This is a genomic window from Mesorhizobium sp. M0862, from assembly GCF_040319795.1.
Taxonomy (GTDB): domain Bacteria; phylum Pseudomonadota; class Alphaproteobacteria; order Rhizobiales; family Rhizobiaceae; genus Mesorhizobium.
Genome location: NZ_JAMYOJ010000007.1, coordinates 100,249 through 115,929, shown reverse-complemented (window position 1 = coordinate 115,929; position 15,681 = coordinate 100,249). Strand labels below are relative to the sequence as shown.

At 63.4% G+C, this 15,681-nt stretch carries 16 protein-coding genes; 10 read left to right on the top strand and 6 right to left on the bottom strand.

Annotated elements, in window-relative coordinates; translation table 11 throughout:
- Positions 1 to 396 precede the first annotated feature (396 nt).
- Positions 397 to 1,950, top strand: a complete 1,554-nt coding sequence (locus tag NKI15_RS13060; protein WP_023701378.1) for an acetolactate synthase large subunit — start codon at positions 397 to 399, stop codon at positions 1,948 to 1,950.
- A gap of 11 nt (positions 1,951 to 1,961) precedes the next feature.
- Here NKI15_RS13060 and NKI15_RS13055 read toward each other — a convergent pair whose 3' ends face one another.
- On the bottom strand, positions 1,962 to 2,264 hold the full coding sequence (locus NKI15_RS13055; RefSeq protein WP_023670675.1) for a BolA family protein: 303 nt from the start codon (positions 2,262 to 2,264) through the stop codon (positions 1,962 to 1,964).
- Between the two features lie 168 nt (positions 2,265 to 2,432).
- Between NKI15_RS13055 and NKI15_RS13050 the strand changes: the two genes are divergently transcribed.
- The 4 genes from NKI15_RS13050 to NKI15_RS13035 all read left to right on the top strand — a co-directional run bounded on the left by NKI15_RS13050 (position 2,433) and on the right by NKI15_RS13035 (position 7,104).
- On the top strand, positions 2,433 to 3,062 hold the full coding sequence (locus NKI15_RS13050; protein ID WP_032887126.1) for a J domain-containing protein: 630 nt from the start codon (positions 2,433 to 2,435) through the stop codon (positions 3,060 to 3,062).
- A gap of 123 nt (positions 3,063 to 3,185) precedes the next feature.
- Positions 3,186 to 4,172: a cobaltochelatase subunit CobS gene (cobS, locus tag NKI15_RS13045; protein ID WP_023670677.1), complete on the top strand. Its 987-nt coding sequence runs from the start codon at positions 3,186 to 3,188 to the stop codon at positions 4,170 to 4,172.
- 11 nt (positions 4,173 to 4,183) lie between these two features.
- Entirely contained in the window at positions 4,184 to 6,082 is a 1,899-nt protein-coding gene (gene cobT / locus NKI15_RS13040) for a cobaltochelatase subunit CobT (RefSeq protein ID WP_023706318.1), read from the top strand.
- Positions 6,079 to 7,104: an esterase-like activity of phytase family protein gene (locus NKI15_RS13035; protein WP_352514779.1), complete on the top strand. Its 1,026-nt coding sequence runs from the start codon at positions 6,079 to 6,081 to the stop codon at positions 7,102 to 7,104. Before cobT ends, NKI15_RS13035 begins: the two co-directional genes overlap by 4 nt.
- A 7-nt stretch (positions 7,105 to 7,111) precedes the next feature.
- On the opposite strand, the gene NKI15_RS13030 is transcribed toward NKI15_RS13035, so the two are convergent.
- The 3 genes from NKI15_RS13030 to rpmB form a co-directional block, all read right to left on the bottom strand.
- Positions 7,112 to 7,783: a polyamine aminopropyltransferase gene (locus tag NKI15_RS13030; RefSeq protein WP_352886194.1), complete on the bottom strand. Its 672-nt coding sequence runs from the start codon at positions 7,781 to 7,783 to the stop codon at positions 7,112 to 7,114.
- A 3-nt stretch (positions 7,784 to 7,786) separates the two neighbouring features.
- Positions 7,787 to 8,467: a queuosine precursor transporter gene (locus tag NKI15_RS13025; RefSeq protein WP_023714982.1), complete on the bottom strand. Its 681-nt coding sequence runs from the start codon at positions 8,465 to 8,467 to the stop codon at positions 7,787 to 7,789.
- 162 nt (positions 8,468 to 8,629) lie between these two features.
- Complete coding sequence (gene rpmB / locus NKI15_RS13020; protein ID WP_023670682.1) at positions 8,630 to 8,926, bottom strand: 50S ribosomal protein L28; 297 nt, start codon at positions 8,924 to 8,926, stop codon at positions 8,630 to 8,632.
- A gap of 262 nt (positions 8,927 to 9,188) precedes the next feature.
- Between rpmB and NKI15_RS13015 the strand changes: the two genes are divergently transcribed.
- The 3 genes from NKI15_RS13015 to NKI15_RS13005 are packed head-to-tail and all read left to right on the top strand — an operon-like array spanning position 9,189 to position 11,593.
- On the top strand, positions 9,189 to 9,989 hold the full coding sequence (locus NKI15_RS13015; RefSeq protein WP_352514777.1) for a DUF3108 domain-containing protein: 801 nt from the start codon (positions 9,189 to 9,191) through the stop codon (positions 9,987 to 9,989).
- A gap of 45 nt (positions 9,990 to 10,034) precedes the next feature.
- Positions 10,035 to 10,922: an aromatic amino acid exporter YddG gene (gene yddG, locus NKI15_RS13010; protein WP_352514776.1), complete on the top strand. Its 888-nt coding sequence runs from the start codon at positions 10,035 to 10,037 to the stop codon at positions 10,920 to 10,922.
- On the top strand, positions 10,919 to 11,593 hold the full coding sequence (locus NKI15_RS13005) for a lysoplasmalogenase family protein (RefSeq protein WP_352514775.1): 675 nt from the start codon (positions 10,919 to 10,921) through the stop codon (positions 11,591 to 11,593). The genes yddG and NKI15_RS13005 overlap by 4 nt, the downstream gene beginning before the upstream one ends.
- Here NKI15_RS13005 and NKI15_RS13000 read toward each other — a convergent pair.
- Positions 11,590 to 12,021 carry a cupin domain-containing protein gene (locus NKI15_RS13000; protein WP_352514774.1) on the bottom strand — a complete coding sequence of 144 codons (432 nt, stop codon included), beginning with the start codon at positions 12,019 to 12,021 and terminating at the stop codon, positions 11,590 to 11,592. The two genes, NKI15_RS13005 and NKI15_RS13000, sit on opposite strands and share 4 nt — an antisense overlap.
- A 20-nt stretch (positions 12,022 to 12,041) precedes the next feature.
- Entirely contained in the window at positions 12,042 to 12,809 is a 768-nt protein-coding gene (gene gloB, locus NKI15_RS12995; RefSeq protein WP_352514773.1) for a hydroxyacylglutathione hydrolase, read from the bottom strand.
- Positions 12,810 to 12,927: 118 nt separating this feature from the next.
- On the opposite strand from gloB, the gene NKI15_RS12990 reads away from it, so the two are divergent.
- Together NKI15_RS12990 and NKI15_RS12985 are read left to right on the top strand one after the other, a co-directional pair.
- Positions 12,928 to 13,710, top strand: a complete 783-nt coding sequence (locus NKI15_RS12990) for a class I SAM-dependent methyltransferase (RefSeq protein WP_023818473.1) — start codon at positions 12,928 to 12,930, stop codon at positions 13,708 to 13,710.
- 137 nt (positions 13,711 to 13,847) lie between these two features.
- Positions 13,848 to 15,668 (top strand): ABC transporter ATP-binding protein/permease, encoded by a 1,821-nt coding sequence (locus NKI15_RS12985; RefSeq protein ID WP_023737439.1) that lies wholly within the window; start codon positions 13,848 to 13,850, stop codon positions 15,666 to 15,668.
- Positions 15,669 to 15,681: the final 13 nt, after the last annotated feature.

The following is a 15,681-nucleotide window of genomic DNA, read 5'->3' as shown; positions in this document are numbered from 1 at the left end:
TGGAATGGCGGGTTGCCCGGTGCTGCGGCGCTGATGGGCGGCGTTGTCGCCGGCCAGCTATCTCGATGGACACAAGCATCCGCCGACCTTCATCGCCTATTCGCGCGCCGAAGGCCGCGACGACCAATCGAAGGCTTTGCCAAACGCCTGCGCGCCATCGGCACTGAAGTGACGCTGTTCGACGGCAACGCCTACACGCATATGTCGATCAATCACGACTTCGGCGAGGACGGCGACGCGTTGACCGCCGCGATGCTGGCCTTCCTGAATGGACCGTCGGTTGATCCCCGATCCCCGCGAGGCGTCCTGGATCAGACCAAAAGCCCCGGCGGGACATTGCCGACCCGGCGGCTACAGGTGCAATTGTTCCTGAGTTGTCGATTGGGAAAGAAAATCATGAATGGCGCCGATCTGCTGTGCGACGTGCTCCTGGCCAATGACGTCACGGTCTGCTTCGCCAATCCTGGCACATCCGAAATGCATTTCGTTGCCGCACTGGACCGCAAACCTCAGATGCGCTGCGTGCTCGGCCTGTTCGAGGGCGTGGTGACCGGCGCCGCCGACGGCTATGCGCGCATGACCGACCGCCCGGCAGCAACGTTGCTGCATACCGGACCGGGTCTCGCCAACGGTTTGGCCAACATGCACAACGCAAGGCGTGCGCGCAGCCCGATGATCAACATTGTCGGCGACCATGCTTCCTACCATCTGCCGCTCGATGCCCCGCTGACCAGCGACATAGAAGGCCTGGCGTCGCCGATGTCGAACTGGGTTGGCCGCGTCAAGGGGCCGGCCGATATTGTGCCGGCCGCAGAGGCGGCTTTCCGCGCCTCACTCACGCCGCCTGGCGTCACGACCTTGATCCTGCCTGCGGATGCCGCCTGGGGCGAAGTTGCTGCGATTTCGCCTGGCAAGGTGAAGCTGGAGCCGCCGCCCGCCGTCGACATGGCTGTTGTGCGCACGATCGCCGAAGCAATCCGCGCCGCGCCGGGCCGTGTCGGCATGGTGGTGCGTGGGCAGGCGGCGCGCGCCGATGGACTTGAAATCGCAGGGAGAATGTCATCGGGAAGCGATGTCAGGCTGTTCAGTGAGGTTCTGATCGCCCGCATGCAGCGCGGCCGCGGGCGGTTCGCCCCGACCCGCATTCCCTATCCGGTCGATGCGGCGACGGCCATGCTCCGGGATATCGACTTGCTGGTGCTGGTCGGCGCCAAGGAGCCGGTTGCCTTCTTCGCCTATCCCGGCAAGCCCGGGCGGCTGGTTCGGGACGATTGCAAGGTGCTTTCGCTGGCGGCGCATGGCCAGGATCTGAAAGCGGCGCTGGAGGCGCTGGCTGCCGAGGTCGGCATCAAGCCGACGCAGCAATTCGCCGCCGCAACCGCCTTTCCAGACGAACCGACGCTGAGCGGCAGACTGACGGACGATGCCATCGCGCTGTCGGTGGCGCGCAAACTTCCGGCCAATGCCATCGTCTGCGACGAAGCGGTCACCTCGGCGAGACGGTTCTTCGCGCTATCCGCCTTTGCGGCGCCGCACGACTACATGATGGGTACGGGCGGATCGATCGGCGGCGGCATTCCGATGGCGACAGGAGCAGCGATCGCCTGCCCGGACCGCAAGGTGATCAATCTCGAGGCCGACGGCAGCGGCATGTACACGGTGCAGGGACTGTGGACCCAGGCCAGGGAAAAGCTTGACGTCGTGACCATCATCTTTTCCAACCGGACCTACGCCATCCTGCATGGCGAAATGAAGAATGTCGGGGTCAATGAGATCGGCGAGAACGCTAGGCGCATGCTCGATCTCGACCATCCGGCGCTGGACTGGGTTGCGCTGGCCAAAGGCATGGGCGTCGAGGCGGCCCGCGCCGACACGTGCGAGCGGTTCGACGCGCTGCTCGACAGTGCCCTGTCGCGTCCGGGACCGTTTCTCATCGAAGCGGTGATCTGAGGCGGAGAGACTTACCAACGGGTCTTTTCGCCGGGTGCAGCCGGTTCGATTGCCAGCGCATGGACGCCGGCTTGCAGCTCCGCTGCGAGCAATTCGTTGACGGCGCGGTGGCGGTCGATGCGGCTCATGCCGGCAAAGACGGATGAGACGATGCGGACGCGAAAATGCGTCTCGCCGGTGCCGTCATAGGCACCGTGATCGTCGGAGCCGTGGTGGTGATGACCGGCATGAAGGTGGCTTTCATTGACGATCGCCAGCCGCTCCGGCGAAAACGCCTTGTTCAGCTTGTCTTCCATCGTCGCCTGTATGGACATCGCCATCTCCCTTCACCATATCTGCAAGGCGTGATCGGGAAATCGGGATCGATCCCGCCGGGCCGCCTCAAAAATCGCCATTCGCCCTGCTTTATGCCGCGATTCAGCGGTTAGGGCGATGATCGCGAAAATGTCAATTCTTGTTTCGCACGTGCGAACAGCCCATAAATGGGTGAGATGAAACCGTACCCCAAATATTTCGAGAAAATTCGGGTCCGTCCCGACAAGGATGCGGAGCTGAAGTCGCACTCGCCGATCTGCCAGTGGGACGGCTGCAAGGAGGCCGGTACCCACCGGGCGCCGGTCGGACGCATGAAGGAAGGCGAGTATTTTCAGTTCTGCTTCGATCATGTGCGCGAATACAACAAGGGTTTCAACTACTTCTCCGGCGTGCCGGACACCGAGATAGCCCGCTTCCAGAAGGAAGCGATGACCGGCCACCGGCCGACATGGAAGATGGGCGTCGCCGGCGCCTCGACGCGCTCCTCGCCCGATTTCGCCCAGCAGCGTTCCGGTCGCGCCGGCTATTACAACCGCATGCGCGATCCCTTCGATCTGTTCAAAGGGCCGAAGGACCCGCGCGAGGCGCGCGAACGCAAGGCCAAGCCGCTTGAGGCCAAGGCGCTGGAAACGCTTGGCCTTGATACAAAGGCGACTGGCAAGGACATCAAGGCGCGCTATAAGGAACTTGTGAAGCGCCACCATCCGGATGCGAATGGCGGCGATAGAGGTTCGGAAGACCGGTTCCGCGATGTGCTGCAGGCCTATCGCGTGCTCAAGCAGGCGGGTTTGTGCTGAGCAACCTAACGGTTCGTGTCGTTTTCCAACTTTCATAAGGGTGGAAAAGGCTCTAAGACCGCCCCCGGACAAAATCGATTGCCGGCGAAATCAGGCATTTCGCCCGTGGAGACTTGGATAGAGATGAACAAGGTCGATCGCGACATCGCCAATTTGCCCGACACGACGGTGTCGGTGAAAGACAAATTCGGCTTCGAGTCCAAGATGGTGGTGCCGGCCTATTCGGTGACCTCGGAACATGTGCCGGACATCGATCCGGATTATCTGTTCGACAAGGCGACGACGCTGGCGATCCTTGCCGGCTTTGCCTACAATCGCCGCGTCATGGTGTCTGGCTATCACGGCACCGGCAAATCGACCCATATCGAACAGGTCGCCGCCCGCCTTAACTGGCCCTGCGTGCGCGTCAACCTCGACAGCCATGTCAGCCGTATCGACCTCGTCGGCAAGGACGCCATCGTCGTCAAGGATGGCCTGCAGATCACCGAATTCCGCGACGGCATCCTGCCCTGGGCCTACCAGCACAATGTCGCGCTCTGCTTCGACGAGTACGATGCAGGCCGTCCGGACGTGATGTTCGTCATCCAGCGCGTGCTGGAATCGTCGGGCCGCCTGACGCTGCTCGACCAGAGCCGGGTCATCCGCCCGCATCCGGCGTTCCGGCTGTTTTCGACCGCCAACACGGTCGGCCTCGGCGACACCACCGGCCTCTATCACGGCACGCAGCAGATCAACCAGGCGCAGATGGATCGCTGGTCGATCGTCACCACGCTGAACTACCTGCCGCACGACAATGAGGTGAACATCGTGCTGGCCAAGGCCAAGCACTATCGCGACGGCAAGGGCAAGGACATCGTCAACAAGATGGTGCGCGTCGCCGACATGACGCGCTCGGCCTTCATCAATGGCGATCTGTCGACCGTGATGAGCCCGCGTACCGTCATCACCTGGGCCGAAAATGCCGAGATCTTCGGCAATATCGGCATGGCGTTCCGGCTGACCTTCCTCAACAAGTGCGACGAGCTGGAGCGTTCGGTGGTGGCCGAGTTCTACCAGCGCGCCTTCGGCGAGGATTTGCCCGAGAGCGCCGCCAACGTGGTGCTGGGGTAAGCTGAGCCTCGATGGCGGGTCCGGGCGACAACACGCGCAACAAGTCGAAGACGGGGTCTGAAGCCGACAGCTTCAAGCGTGCCGTCACCGTCTGCATGCGCGCCATCGCCGGCGACAAGGAGCTCGAAGTCGGTTTCGCCAAGGACCGCCCGGCGCTCGCCGGCAGCCGCGCCCGACTGCCCGAACTGCCGAAGAAAGCGTCCAAGACAGACATCGCGATTACTCGTGGCCTGGGCGATTCCATGGCGCTGAAGCGCGCCTGCCACGATCAGCGCATCCACACCAAACTGGCGCCGGAAGGCAAGCTGGCGCGCTCGATCTATGACGCCGTGGAACAGGCCCGCGTCGAGGCGATCGGCAGCCGCGCCATGCAAGGCGTCGCCGACAATATCGGCTCGATGCTGGAGGACAAATACGCCAAGGCCAACCTTGTCGACGTCAAGGACAAGGCCGACGCGCCGATCGAGGAGGCGCTGGCGCTGATGGTGCGCGAAAAGCTGACCGGACGGCCGATCCCGAAGAGCGGCGAACGGCTGGTCGACCTCTGGCGGCCCTGGGTCGAGGAAAAAGCCAAGGCCGATCTCGACGGACTGTCGGCCAAGCTTGGCGACCAGCAGGCCTTCGCCCGCGTCGTGCGTGAGATGCTTGCGTCCATGGAGATGGCCGAGGAACTCGGCGACGACCAGGAAACCGAAGACTCCGAGGACAATGACGACAACCAGCCGCAAGGCGAGGAGCAGAGCGAGGAGGGCGGTGAAGACGATTCCGGCTCCGAGCAGTCGCAGTCCGAGGATGCCGAGGCCTCGGCTGATGACGAACAGTCGTCCGAGACGGAGGCGTCCGACGCCACTGCCGACGATCTTTCCGACGATGACGATGCGGACGCCGAAACGCCGGGCGAGGCGCGCCGTAACGACAACCCCTTCGCCAACCTGCCGAAAGAGATCGACTACAAGGTTTTCACCACCGCCTTCGACGAGACGGTCGGTGCGGAAGAGCTGTGCGAGGAAGAAGAACTCGACCGGCTGCGCGCCTTCCTCGACAAGCAGTTGGCCAATCTCTCCGGCGTCGTCGGCCGGCTCGCCAACCGGCTGCAGCGCCGCCTGATGGCGCAGCAGAACCGTTCCTGGGATTTCGACCTCGAAGAGGGTTATCTCGATCCGGCACGCCTGGTTCGTGTCGTCATCGACCCGATGCAGCCGTTGTCGTTCAAGCAGGAGCGCGACACCAAATTCCGCGACACGGTGGTGACGCTGGTGCTCGACAATTCGGGGTCGATGCGCGGTCGGCCGATCACGGTTGCCGCCACCTGTGCCGACATTCTGGCGCGCACGCTGGAGCGCTGCGGCGTCTCGGTCGAGATCCTCGGCTTCACCACGCGGGCGTGGAAGGGCGGACAGGCTCGCGAGAAGTGGCTGAAGGACGGCAAGCCGCCGAACCCCGGCCGGCTCAACGATCTGCGCCACATCATCTACAAATCCGCCGATCATCCGTGGCGTCGCGCCCGGCGCAATCTCGGCCTGATGATGCGCGAGGGCCTGCTCAAGGAAAACATCGACGGCGAGGCGTTGTTATGGGCGCACAACCGGCTGATCGCCCGGCCCGAACAGCGCAAGATCCTGATGATGATCTCGGACGGCGCGCCGGTGGACGATTCGACGCTGTCGGTCAATCCTGGCAACTATCTCGAGCGGCATCTGCGCGCCGTCATCGAACTGATCGAGACGCGCTCGCCGGTCGAGCTGCTGGCCATCGGCATCGGCCACGACGTTACCCGCTATTACAGGCGCGCCGTCACCATCGTCGATGCCGAGGAACTGGCCGGCGCCATGACCGAGCAGCTGGCCTCGCTGTTTGCCGAGGAAAACGTGCGCGATACACGCCGCGGCGGCTACCGGCGCGCCGGATGATTTTTTTGCGCGGCGGGTTTCGGCAGATGCTCTTCGCGGTCACTGCCTTGTTCGGCATGGCGTTTGCGCCGGCCATCGCCGCCGGCCCAAGCGCGGTCGAGCCGGTCGAAGTCTCGGCGCGGCCGATCACCACCTTCCGTATCGGCAGCGCCGACAAGCAGTTTGGGCTGCTGGAATTGGTCGGCGGTCTTGAGATGAACTCGACGACGCGCGATTTCGGCGCGCTGTCGGCATTTCGGTTCGTCAAACCCGGCAGCGATTTCATCGGCGTCGCCGATACGGGCTTCTGGTTCTTCGGCTCGATCACCCATGATGCCGACAAGCGGCCGTCCGGCATCCAGAATTTCCGCATGCAGCAGATGGTCGATGAGAAGGGCCGGCCGATCGACAAGAAATGGGAAGTCGATGCCGAGGGCCTTGCAGTCAACGACGGCATTGCAACCGTCGGCTTCGAGCGCGATCACCGCGTCGCCCAGTTCAAGATCGACCCCAGCAACATGACTGCGCCGTTCAAGCAACTGAACTTCCTGGTTCCAGCCCGGGAACTGCGGCAGAACCGCGGTTTCGAGACCGTCACCCACGCCAATCCCAACGGCCAGCACGCGGGCGGCCTCGTCGTGGTCTCGGAAAAGAGCTTGGACAAGGCTGGCAACATCTATGCCGCCATCATCGAAGGGCCGCACAAGGGCGTCTTCACGGTCAAGCGCAACGGTGATTTCGACATCACTGACGGCGCCTTCCTGCCGGATGGCGACCTGCTGCTTTTGGAGCGCAGTTTCTCGATGGCCGGCGGTGTCAGGATGCGGCTAAGGCGCATCTATGGCGAAAGCGTCGAGAAGGGCGCGGTTGCCGACGGGCCGGTGCTGATGGAAGCCGACATGGGCTACCAGATCGACAATATGGAAGGACTCGACGTCTGGACCCGCGATGACGGAGCGCTGATGGTGTCGCTGATCTCGGACGACAACCATTCGATCCTGCAGCGCAACCTCTATCTGGAATTCATCCTGCACCAGGATTGAGAGAGCCCTAAGGCTTGGTGGCGATCCAGATGACGTGGCGCGCGCCGCGCTTGCCATTGGCGCGCGTCTTCACCTCGTCCACGACAAAGCCCGCCTGCTTGAGCCTAAGTGTGAAGCCGGCATCGGGGCCTTGCGACCAAACAGCCAGCACGCCCCCGGGCCTGAGCGCTGCACGCGCCGCGCCGAGGCCGGCAGCGCCATAGAGGGCGTCGTTGCCCCTGTAGACGATACCTTTGGGGCCATTGTCGACATCGAGCAGGATGGCGTCCCAGGCTGCCTTGTCGGATCTTATGATGTGCCCGACGTCGGCTTCGCGAACCGTCACACGGGGATCGTCGAGACAGCCGGCGAAGACCGCCTCCATGGGGCCGCGCGCCCAGGCGATGACGGCGGGGACAAGCTCGGCAACCGTGATGCCTGCGTCGGCGCCCAATTGGGCAAGCGCAGCGCGCAGCGTAAAACCCATGCCGAGGCCGCCGATCAGGATTTTCGGTTGGGCGCGGCCGCCGATCTTTTCACAGGAGAGCTTGGCCAGCGCTTCTTCGGAGCCGCTGAGGCGGCTGTTCATCAGCTCATTGGTGCCGAGCATGATCGAGAATTCGCTGCCGCGCTGCTTGAGGCGCAGTTCCTGTCCGCCGTCAGGCGTTTTGGCCGAGCCGAGCTGGACCCAAGGGATCACGGCCTAGACAGCCACGGTCGGCTGGCTCCAGTGGGCGGCGAGCAGCCGGTAGGGGATCAGGGCCACAACAGCGATGATCAGCTTCACCGAGAGGTCGCCCAGCGCCCAGGAGACCCAGCGCATGGTCTCGACCGGCAGCACGCCCATCAGCGGCGCCGTCTCCAGCGCAAAGCTGTCGTTCGGGCCGGCAAAAGCGAAGGCGGCCGAAAAGGCGATGCTGAAGAATACCAGGGTGTCGAACACCGAGCCGACCAGCGTGCCGACGATCGGCGCGCGCCACCAGCTCTGCCGGCGCAACCGGTTGAACACGGTGACGTCGAGCAATTGCGCGCAAAGGAAAGCCGCGCCGGAAGCTGCGGCGATGCGCACCAGCCGGTCGGCTGATGTCTCGAACTCGATCAGGCCGTGGCGAAACAGGAAGGGCGGGACGAGGATCGAGCAGACCACAGCGGTCATGAAGCCGACAAGGACGATGCGGCGCGCCACGGTCGGCCCGTAGCGGCGGTTGGCAAGGTCGGTGACCAGGAAGGAGAAGGGATAGGTGAAGGCGCCCCAGGTCAGGATGTCGCCCAGCGACAGACCGCCGGCCTGGCCCTGCATCGGGAACTGCACGAGGATGTTCGATGCCACGACGACAAGCGCCATGGCGGCCACAAAGGGCAGATATCGCGAGAAGGAAGTCATTTTTTTATCCTGGGTAATGGAACCAGCCAGGCGCTAGCCGAAGTTCGGGTCGCGCTGCCTTGCAAGTTTTGAGCATCGGATTGCTCCGATGCTGCTGCCTTAGAAGTTTTGAGCATCGGATTGCTCCGATGCTCAGGGCGGTCGTCCCCCGCCTTGATATCGTTAAGCGGCGGGCTGGTCGGCCAGCTTCTTGGCGATCTGCTTCTTCAACAGGCGCGCGCGCTGCGACAATTCCTTGGCGTCGGCCTTGGCCAGGAAGGCGTCGAGGCCGCCGCGATGCTCGACCGAACGCAGCGCGTTTGCCGAAATGCGCAGGCGCACATTCTGGTTCAGCGCTTCCGAAATCAGCGTCACATTGACGAGGTTCGGCAGGAAGCGGCGCTTGGTCTTGTTGTTGGCGTGGCTCACATTGTTGCCGGTCTGGACTGCCTTGGCAGTGAGTTCGCAGGTGCGGGACATGGTTCTAACCTTCAGTTCTGTCTAAGCCTGCCAAACCTTGTTCGCCCGCGCCGGGTGGCGCGCGGTTTCAGTCAGGCGGCCTTATGGAAAAGTTGGCGTTCCATAGTTGCATTTCGCCAATGCGTCAAGCTCCGGCTTACCCACGACTGTGACGAGCGTTTCACATAAAGGCCGGAATTCAGCCTATAAGCGGTCGGACAGGGACATCTCAAGCCGGAGTCGCCCGCCTCCAGTTAAAAAAAAATCAAGGACCGAGCCCGCCATGCTTCGCCCGTCACATGCCGTTGTCGCCATATTTGTCGCCGCCTTGCCAACATCAACCATTGACGCCGCGCCCGCAGCCACCGCACAGTCCTTCAAGGGCGAATACACGGTGTCGTTCCTCGGTCTTTCCGTGGCCAAGGCGACATTTTCCAGCCACTACGAAGGCGATAGCTATTCCATAGACGGCACCGTCTCCAGCGCGGGTCTCGCCACCTTGTTCGACCACACGAGCGGCACGATCTCGTCAAAGGGCAAGATCCTGGGCAAGCAGATGCAGCCGCAGGTATTTCGCGCCGATTATAAGTCCGGCAAGAAGGCTTCCATGGTCGATATCCGCTTTGCCAATGGCGCGGTGACCGCCACCCAGGTCATTCCCGAGCCGAAAAAGCGCAATCCCAAAAACTGGATACCGCTGGGCAGCAACGATCTGGCATCGGTGCTCGATCCGATGGCGGCTACCGTCATCCATGCTGACAGCCTCGACCAGGTCTGTGGGCGCAAGGTGAAATTCTATGACGGCGAGATGCGCGCCGACCTGACGCTGACCTACGCCTCGAAAGGATCGATCTCGGTCAAGGGCTACAAGGGCGACACCGTTACCTGCAAGATGAGCTTCGAGCCGGTGGCAGGCTACCGCAAGGGCCGCAAGGCGCTGAATTACCTGAAGAAGAAGAGCCAGATGATGGTGACGTTTGCACCGCTCGGCCAAACCGGCATATATGCGCCGATCCACGCCACGGTCGGGACGCAGATCGGCACCTTGACTGTCAGCGCGGGGCGGTTCGAAGCAACTGAATAGATGCGCCCACCCGAATAGAAATGGGGCGCGTCGCCGGAGACGGGCATGGAGCGCGCAACACTGATCGGTTTCTCGGCGGTCGCCATGTGGGCGCTGCTGGCGTTGCTCACCGATGCGTCGGGCGCCGTGCCGCCATTCTTGCTCTCGGCCATCACCTTCACCATCGGCACCGCGGTCGGGCTGGTTGCCCGGCTGTTCATGCCGGCGGCCGATAAAAGCCTGAAGATCCCACGCCAGGTCTGGGTGATCGGCATTGCCGGACTGTTCGGCTACCATTTCTTCTATTTCACCGCGCTGCGCAACGCGCCGGCGGTGGAGGCAAGCCTGATCGCCTATCTGTGGCCGCTGCTGATCGTGCTGGGATCAGCGCTGATGCCGGGCGAGAAGCTGGCCTGGAACCACGTCGTCGGCGCGCTGCTCGGGCTCGCCGGGACCGTGCTGATCGTCACCAAGGGTGGCGGCCTCGCCTTCGATGCCCGCTACACCTTCGGCTATGCGATGGCGGCCGTCTGTGCGCTACTGTGGTCGTCCTATTCGCTGCTGTCGCGGCGCTTTCCGGCGGTGCCGACCTCGATCGTCACCTGGTTCTGCGCCGCCACGGCAGCCCTGTCCCTCATCTGCCATCTTCTGCTGGAAAAGACGGTGCTGCCCGATCGCCCCGGCCAGTGGCTGGCGGTGGTTGGTTTGGGGTTGATGCCGGTGGGTGCCGCCTTCTACGCCTGGGATATCGGCGTCAAACGAGGCAACATCCAGGTGCTCGGCGCGGCAAGCTATGCGGCGCCACTGCTGTCGACATTGGTGCTGATCGCGGCGGGCGTTGCCGAGCCGTCGCTGCGTATCCTGGCGGCCTGCGTACTGATCACCGGCGGCGCGGCGCTGGCGGCGAAATCGCTGTTCGTGCGGAAGCCGGCGACGGGTAGAGCAAGCGCATGACGATGCCGTTTGCCGGCGGCATCGACGCCAATGCCAACGCCACATTGATTTTTTCGCTGGTGGCAGCGGTGATCTACACCTTCACCCTGGATATGCGGCCGACGCTGGCCCGCTCGGCGGCAAAGACGCTGGCCGTGGCCATGCTTGCGGCGCTGGCCTTCATGCAAGGTGGGCAGCTGTTGCTCGTCGCGGCGCTGGCGCTCAGCGCCGTCGGCGACGCCTTCCTGTCGCGTGACGGCGAAAAGGCCTTCCTCGGCGGGCTGGCCAGCTTCCTTGCGGCGCATGTCCTCTATGTGCCGCTCTTCCTGCGCGGCGGCGGCGGGCTGGATGTGCTCAGCACCGAGACATGGCGCGGCGCCATCGCGCTTGCCATGGCGGCCTTCGCAGTCGTCATGCTGGCGGCGCTCTGGCGCCGTGTCAGTCCCGGCCTGCGGGTGCCGATCGCCGTCTATATCGCGGCCATTCTGGCGATGGGCATCTCGGCGTTGACGCTCGACAATCCGTGGGTCATCGGCGGCGCTGTTATGTTCATGGCATCGGACGGGCTGCTTGCCGCGGAGAAATTCCTGGTTCCGGCAATAGCACCCTATCGCGCCGGCATCCGTTATGCGGTCTGGGTGCTGTACTATGCCGCCCAGCTCTGCATAACTCTTGGTTTTCTTCTGGCCTAAGGCTGCCAGCCCGGCTCGGCCATTTCAAACGCGGCGAAGTCGAAGCCCGGCGCCACGGTGCAGCCGACCAACGTCCATTCGCCGAGGCTGCGCGCTGATTGCCACCAGCCGGCCGGCACTACGATCTGCGGCCGCTCGCCCGCCGCAAGTTCAATGCCGAGCACCTGCTCGATCACCTGGTTAACCTTTGGACTGCCTTCCTCGCACATCGACAGCGCCAGCGGCGCCCCGGCATGGAAATGCCAGACCTCGGCCGCGTCCTTGACCCGGTGCCAGGCCGAATTCTGGTCCTGTTCAAGGAGGAAATAGATCGCCGTCGAATGGCCACGCGCGCCACCGGCGCCGTCGCGAAAGGTCTCGGCATACCAGCCGCCTTCCGGATGCGGCTTGAGGCCAAGCATGGCGATGATTTCAGCGGCGCTGGTCATGGCTGATCCCGGAACGATGCTCAGAAATTGTCCTTGCGCTTGCGGATTTCCGCGAACACTTCGGCGTCGGAGGCCTCCTCCATACCGAGATGCTTGCGGATCGCCGGGTCGTGCCAGCGCAGGAACGGATTGGTCGACAATTCCTCGCCGATCGTGGTCGGCAGCGTCGCCTTGTTGTCGGCGCGCAGGGTCTCGATCTTGGCGGCGCGTTCCCTGAGCGCCGAATTGGTCGGGTCGACGGTCAACGCAAAGCGGGCGTTCGAAAGCGTATACTCATGGCCGCAATAGATGACTGTGTCCGCCGGGAGTGCGGCGAGCTTCTTCAGCGACTCATACATCACCGGCGGCTTGCATTCGAACAGCCGGCCGCAGCCGAGCGCGAACAAAGTGTCGGCGGTGAACGCCACTTTCGAGGCCGGAAAATGATAGGAGACATGGCCCGCAGTGTGGCCGGGCGTGGCGATGACATCGATCCGCTCGCCGCCGAGATGGACGACCGAGCCTTGCCCGACGGTCTCGTCGATGCCGGGGATCTTTTCCCTTTCAGCCTCCGGTCCGACGATGCGCAGCTTGAAGCGCTCCTTCAGTGCCAGATTGGCCTCGACATGGTCGACATGGTGGTGGGTGGTCAGGATCATCGTCGGCTTCCAGCCGGTACGCTCGATAGCGGCAATGATCGGCGCTTCTTCGGGAGCGTCGATAATGGCGGTCTCGCCGCTTTTCGGGTCATGCACCAGCACACCGAAATTGTCGCTGCGGCACATGAACTGTTCGATTTCGACGGGCATTGGCATCTCTCCATCTGTTGGCGCAGACATAGGGCGCTTGGCCGCCGATGTCACTCTAGCTTTGCAGAACGTGGCGGCTTTGTTGAACTTGGGCGGCATCGCAGCTACCGTCCCGCGCATGCATTCCGATATCGTCGATCTCCGCTCCTTCTATTCGACCACGCTCGGCCGCCTGGCAGAACGCTCGATCACCATGGCGCTGTCGTCGATATGGGCAACAGTGCCCAACGAGCGGCTGGTCGGGCTCGGCTACACTCTGCCGTGGCTGGAGCGGTTTGGCACCGATGCCGAGCGGGTGTTTGCCTTCATGCCTGCCACGCAAGGGGCCGTCGTCTGGCCGGCGAACGGACCGACGGCGACGGCGCTGGTCTTCGACGAGGAACTGCCGCTGGTCGATTCCTGCATCGACCGCATGCTGCTCGTGCATTCGCTCGAACATGTCGAAAACCCGCGCGAGACGCTGAACGAGATCTGGCGGGTGCTGTCGCCGGCAGGGCGCGTCGTCATCGTCGTGCCCAACCGGCGCGGTGTCTGGGCAAGGTTCGAGCACACGCCGTTCGGCAGCGGCCGGCCGTTCTCGCGCGGCCAGCTGACAGAATTGCTGCGCGAGGCGAATTTCACACCGGCTGCCTGGTCCGACGCGCTGTTCTTCCCGCCATCGCCGCGGCGCTTCATGATGCGGTTCCACAATGTGCTGGAGCGCGCCGGCCGGCGGTTCTGGCCGATCTTTTCCGGCGTCATCGTGGTCGAGGCGCAGAAGCGGCTCTATCAGGGCGTGCCGGTCGCGCAGCGCGCTTCGCGCCGTGTCTTCGTGCCGGTGCTGTCGCCGCACGGCGCCACCCGGCTTGGCCGCCGGGCGGAAGGGGTGACATCGACGACGCGTCAGGTGACACCTTCGTGATCATCATGAAAACTGGTGTTGCCTGGGTTTTTCCCACCTATCTGTCGCAGATGCATTCGCGGTCCGTTTGAGCGGCGGATGCCTTCAAGTCTCTCCATCTGGTTTCAGCAACGCTTCTGAACGCAAGGACCTCGTGCATGGCTGATCAACCGGACAAGTCCGCCACCGCTCAGCCGGTAACCGTCGAAGCCAGCAGCCTGCGCGATCAGGTGGCGACGATAAAACGGGCGCTGATAGGCTCACCGGTGCGCAAGTGGCTGGTCTGGACGTCGGTCGGCATTATGGCGGTCATCGTCGCGACGTCGATCGGCCAGGTTCTGCTCAACCGCTGGAACCAGCCTTTCTACGATGCGCTGGCGCGTCGCGACATGGCGGCCTTCCTGCATCAGCTGATGATCTTTGCCGTGATTGCCGGCACGCTGCTCCTGCTCAACATCGCTCAGACCTGGCTCAACCAGATGATCCGGCTGAAGCTGCGCGAGGCGCTGACGCTCGACCTGATCGACCAATGGATGCGGCCGGCGCGGGCCTTCCGGCTCGCCAATGCCGGCGCCATCGGCGTCAATCCCGACCAGCGCATGCAGCAGGATGCCGCGCATCTGTCCGATCTGTCGACGGACCTCGGCGTCGGCCTGCTGCAATCCTTCATCCTGCTGGTGTCGTTCGTCGGCGTGCTTTGGCAACTCTCGTCGGGCTTCGTCTTCCACATCAACGGCTGGTCGCTGGCGATACCGGGCTACATGGTCTGGGCCGCGTTCCTCTATGCCGGCATCGCCTCCTGGCTGAGCTGGCTGGTCGGGCGGCCGCTGATCCGCCTCAACAGCGACCGCTACACCCGCGAGGCCGAACTGCGTTCCGGGATGGTGCGCGTCAACGAGAATGTCGACGCCATCGCGCTCTATCACGGCGAAGCCGATGCCAAGAGACGGCTCGAAATCGACCTTGGCACGGTGCTGGGCGCGATGCGAAACATCTACAAAGCGCAGATCAACCTTTCCTGGGTGACCGATACCTATGGCTGGATCACCGTGGTGGCGCCGATCCTTGTGGCATCGCCGGTCTATTTTTCAGGCGATATCAGCTTTGGCGGGTTGATGATGGCGGTCGGCGCCTTCAACCAGGTGCACTCGTCGCTGCGCTGGTTCATCAACAATATCGGCGGCATCGCCGACTGGCGCGCCACGCTGATGCGCGTTGCCGACTTCCGCATTGCGCTCGATGAAACCGATGTGCTGCACGACAAGGAAAAGCGCATCGAGTTCGGCGATAACGCCAATGGCAGCCTGACCTTCGAGAAGCTCCAAGTGGCCTCGCCGGAGGGCTGCACCAAACTTTCAGACAGCCATGTCGAGATCCATCCCGGTGAGCGCGTCATGATCACCGGCGACCCAGGCGCCGGCAAGACATTGTTCTTCCGCGCCATTGCCGGCCTTTGGCCCTGGGGCAGCGGGCGGATCGGCTTGCCGGCCGGAGAAACGCCGATTTTCGTGCCGCGTGTTCCGTATTTTCCTGCCGGCACGTTACGCGAAGTGCTGCATCCGAATGGCTCGGCGCCGGCTGGCGATGCTGATTTTGGGGCGGTGCTGGCCGAGGTCGGCCTCGAGCGGCTGTCATCCTCGCTCGACCGTTCCGCACGCTGGGAGCGTGAACTCAACGATGACGAACAGCGGTCGCTGGCCTTCGCCAGGCTGGCCTTGCGGCAGCCGAAATGGGTGATCATCGACGAAGCGATGGACGCGTTCGATGGTCCTTCGCTGCGAAGGGTACTGTCCATGCTGGAGAAACGCCTGCCGGAAACCGCGATCCTCAACATCGGGCGCGGACTGCACAATGGTCATTTCTTTCCACGCGCATTGAACATCGTGAAGGATACGGGTGCTGCGCCACTGAAACCCGCCCGAGTCAGGACCGGCGCCATCGACCCGCCGCCGAAAGCGGCCGTGCGGCGAAAGAAGTAGAAGGGGCTTTATT

Coding starts and splice junctions, on each gene's coding strand:
- cobT (WP_023706318.1), top strand. CDS start 4,184: ATGGCGGGTCCGGGCGACAACACGCGCAACAAGTCGAAGACGGGGTCT.
- NKI15_RS13055 (WP_023670675.1), bottom strand. CDS start 2,264: ATGTCCATACAGGCGACGATGGAAGACAAGCTGAACAAGGCGTTTTCG.
- yddG (WP_352514776.1), top strand. CDS start 10,035: ATGGAGCGCGCAACACTGATCGGTTTCTCGGCGGTCGCCATGTGGGCG.
- NKI15_RS13060 (WP_023701378.1), top strand. CDS start 397: ATGAATGGCGCCGATCTGCTGTGCGACGTGCTCCTGGCCAATGACGTC.
- NKI15_RS13035 (WP_352514779.1), top strand. CDS start 6,079: ATGATTTTTTTGCGCGGCGGGTTTCGGCAGATGCTCTTCGCGGTCACT.
- NKI15_RS13050 (WP_032887126.1), top strand. CDS start 2,433: ATGGGTGAGATGAAACCGTACCCCAAATATTTCGAGAAAATTCGGGTC.
- NKI15_RS13000 (WP_352514774.1), bottom strand. CDS start 12,021: ATGACCAGCGCCGCTGAAATCATCGCCATGCTTGGCCTCAAGCCGCAT.
- cobS (WP_023670677.1), top strand. CDS start 3,186: ATGAACAAGGTCGATCGCGACATCGCCAATTTGCCCGACACGACGGTG.
- NKI15_RS12985 (WP_023737439.1), top strand. CDS start 13,848: ATGGCTGATCAACCGGACAAGTCCGCCACCGCTCAGCCGGTAACCGTC.
- NKI15_RS13015 (WP_352514777.1), top strand. CDS start 9,189: ATGCTTCGCCCGTCACATGCCGTTGTCGCCATATTTGTCGCCGCCTTG.
- gloB (WP_352514773.1), bottom strand. CDS start 12,809: ATGCCCGTCGAAATCGAACAGTTCATGTGCCGCAGCGACAATTTCGGT.
- rpmB (WP_023670682.1), bottom strand. CDS start 8,926: ATGTCCCGCACCTGCGAACTCACTGCCAAGGCAGTCCAGACCGGCAAC.
- NKI15_RS13005 (WP_352514775.1), top strand. CDS start 10,919: ATGACGATGCCGTTTGCCGGCGGCATCGACGCCAATGCCAACGCCACA.
- NKI15_RS13025 (WP_023714982.1), bottom strand. CDS start 8,467: ATGACTTCCTTCTCGCGATATCTGCCCTTTGTGGCCGCCATGGCGCTT.
- NKI15_RS12990 (WP_023818473.1), top strand. CDS start 12,928: ATGCATTCCGATATCGTCGATCTCCGCTCCTTCTATTCGACCACGCTC.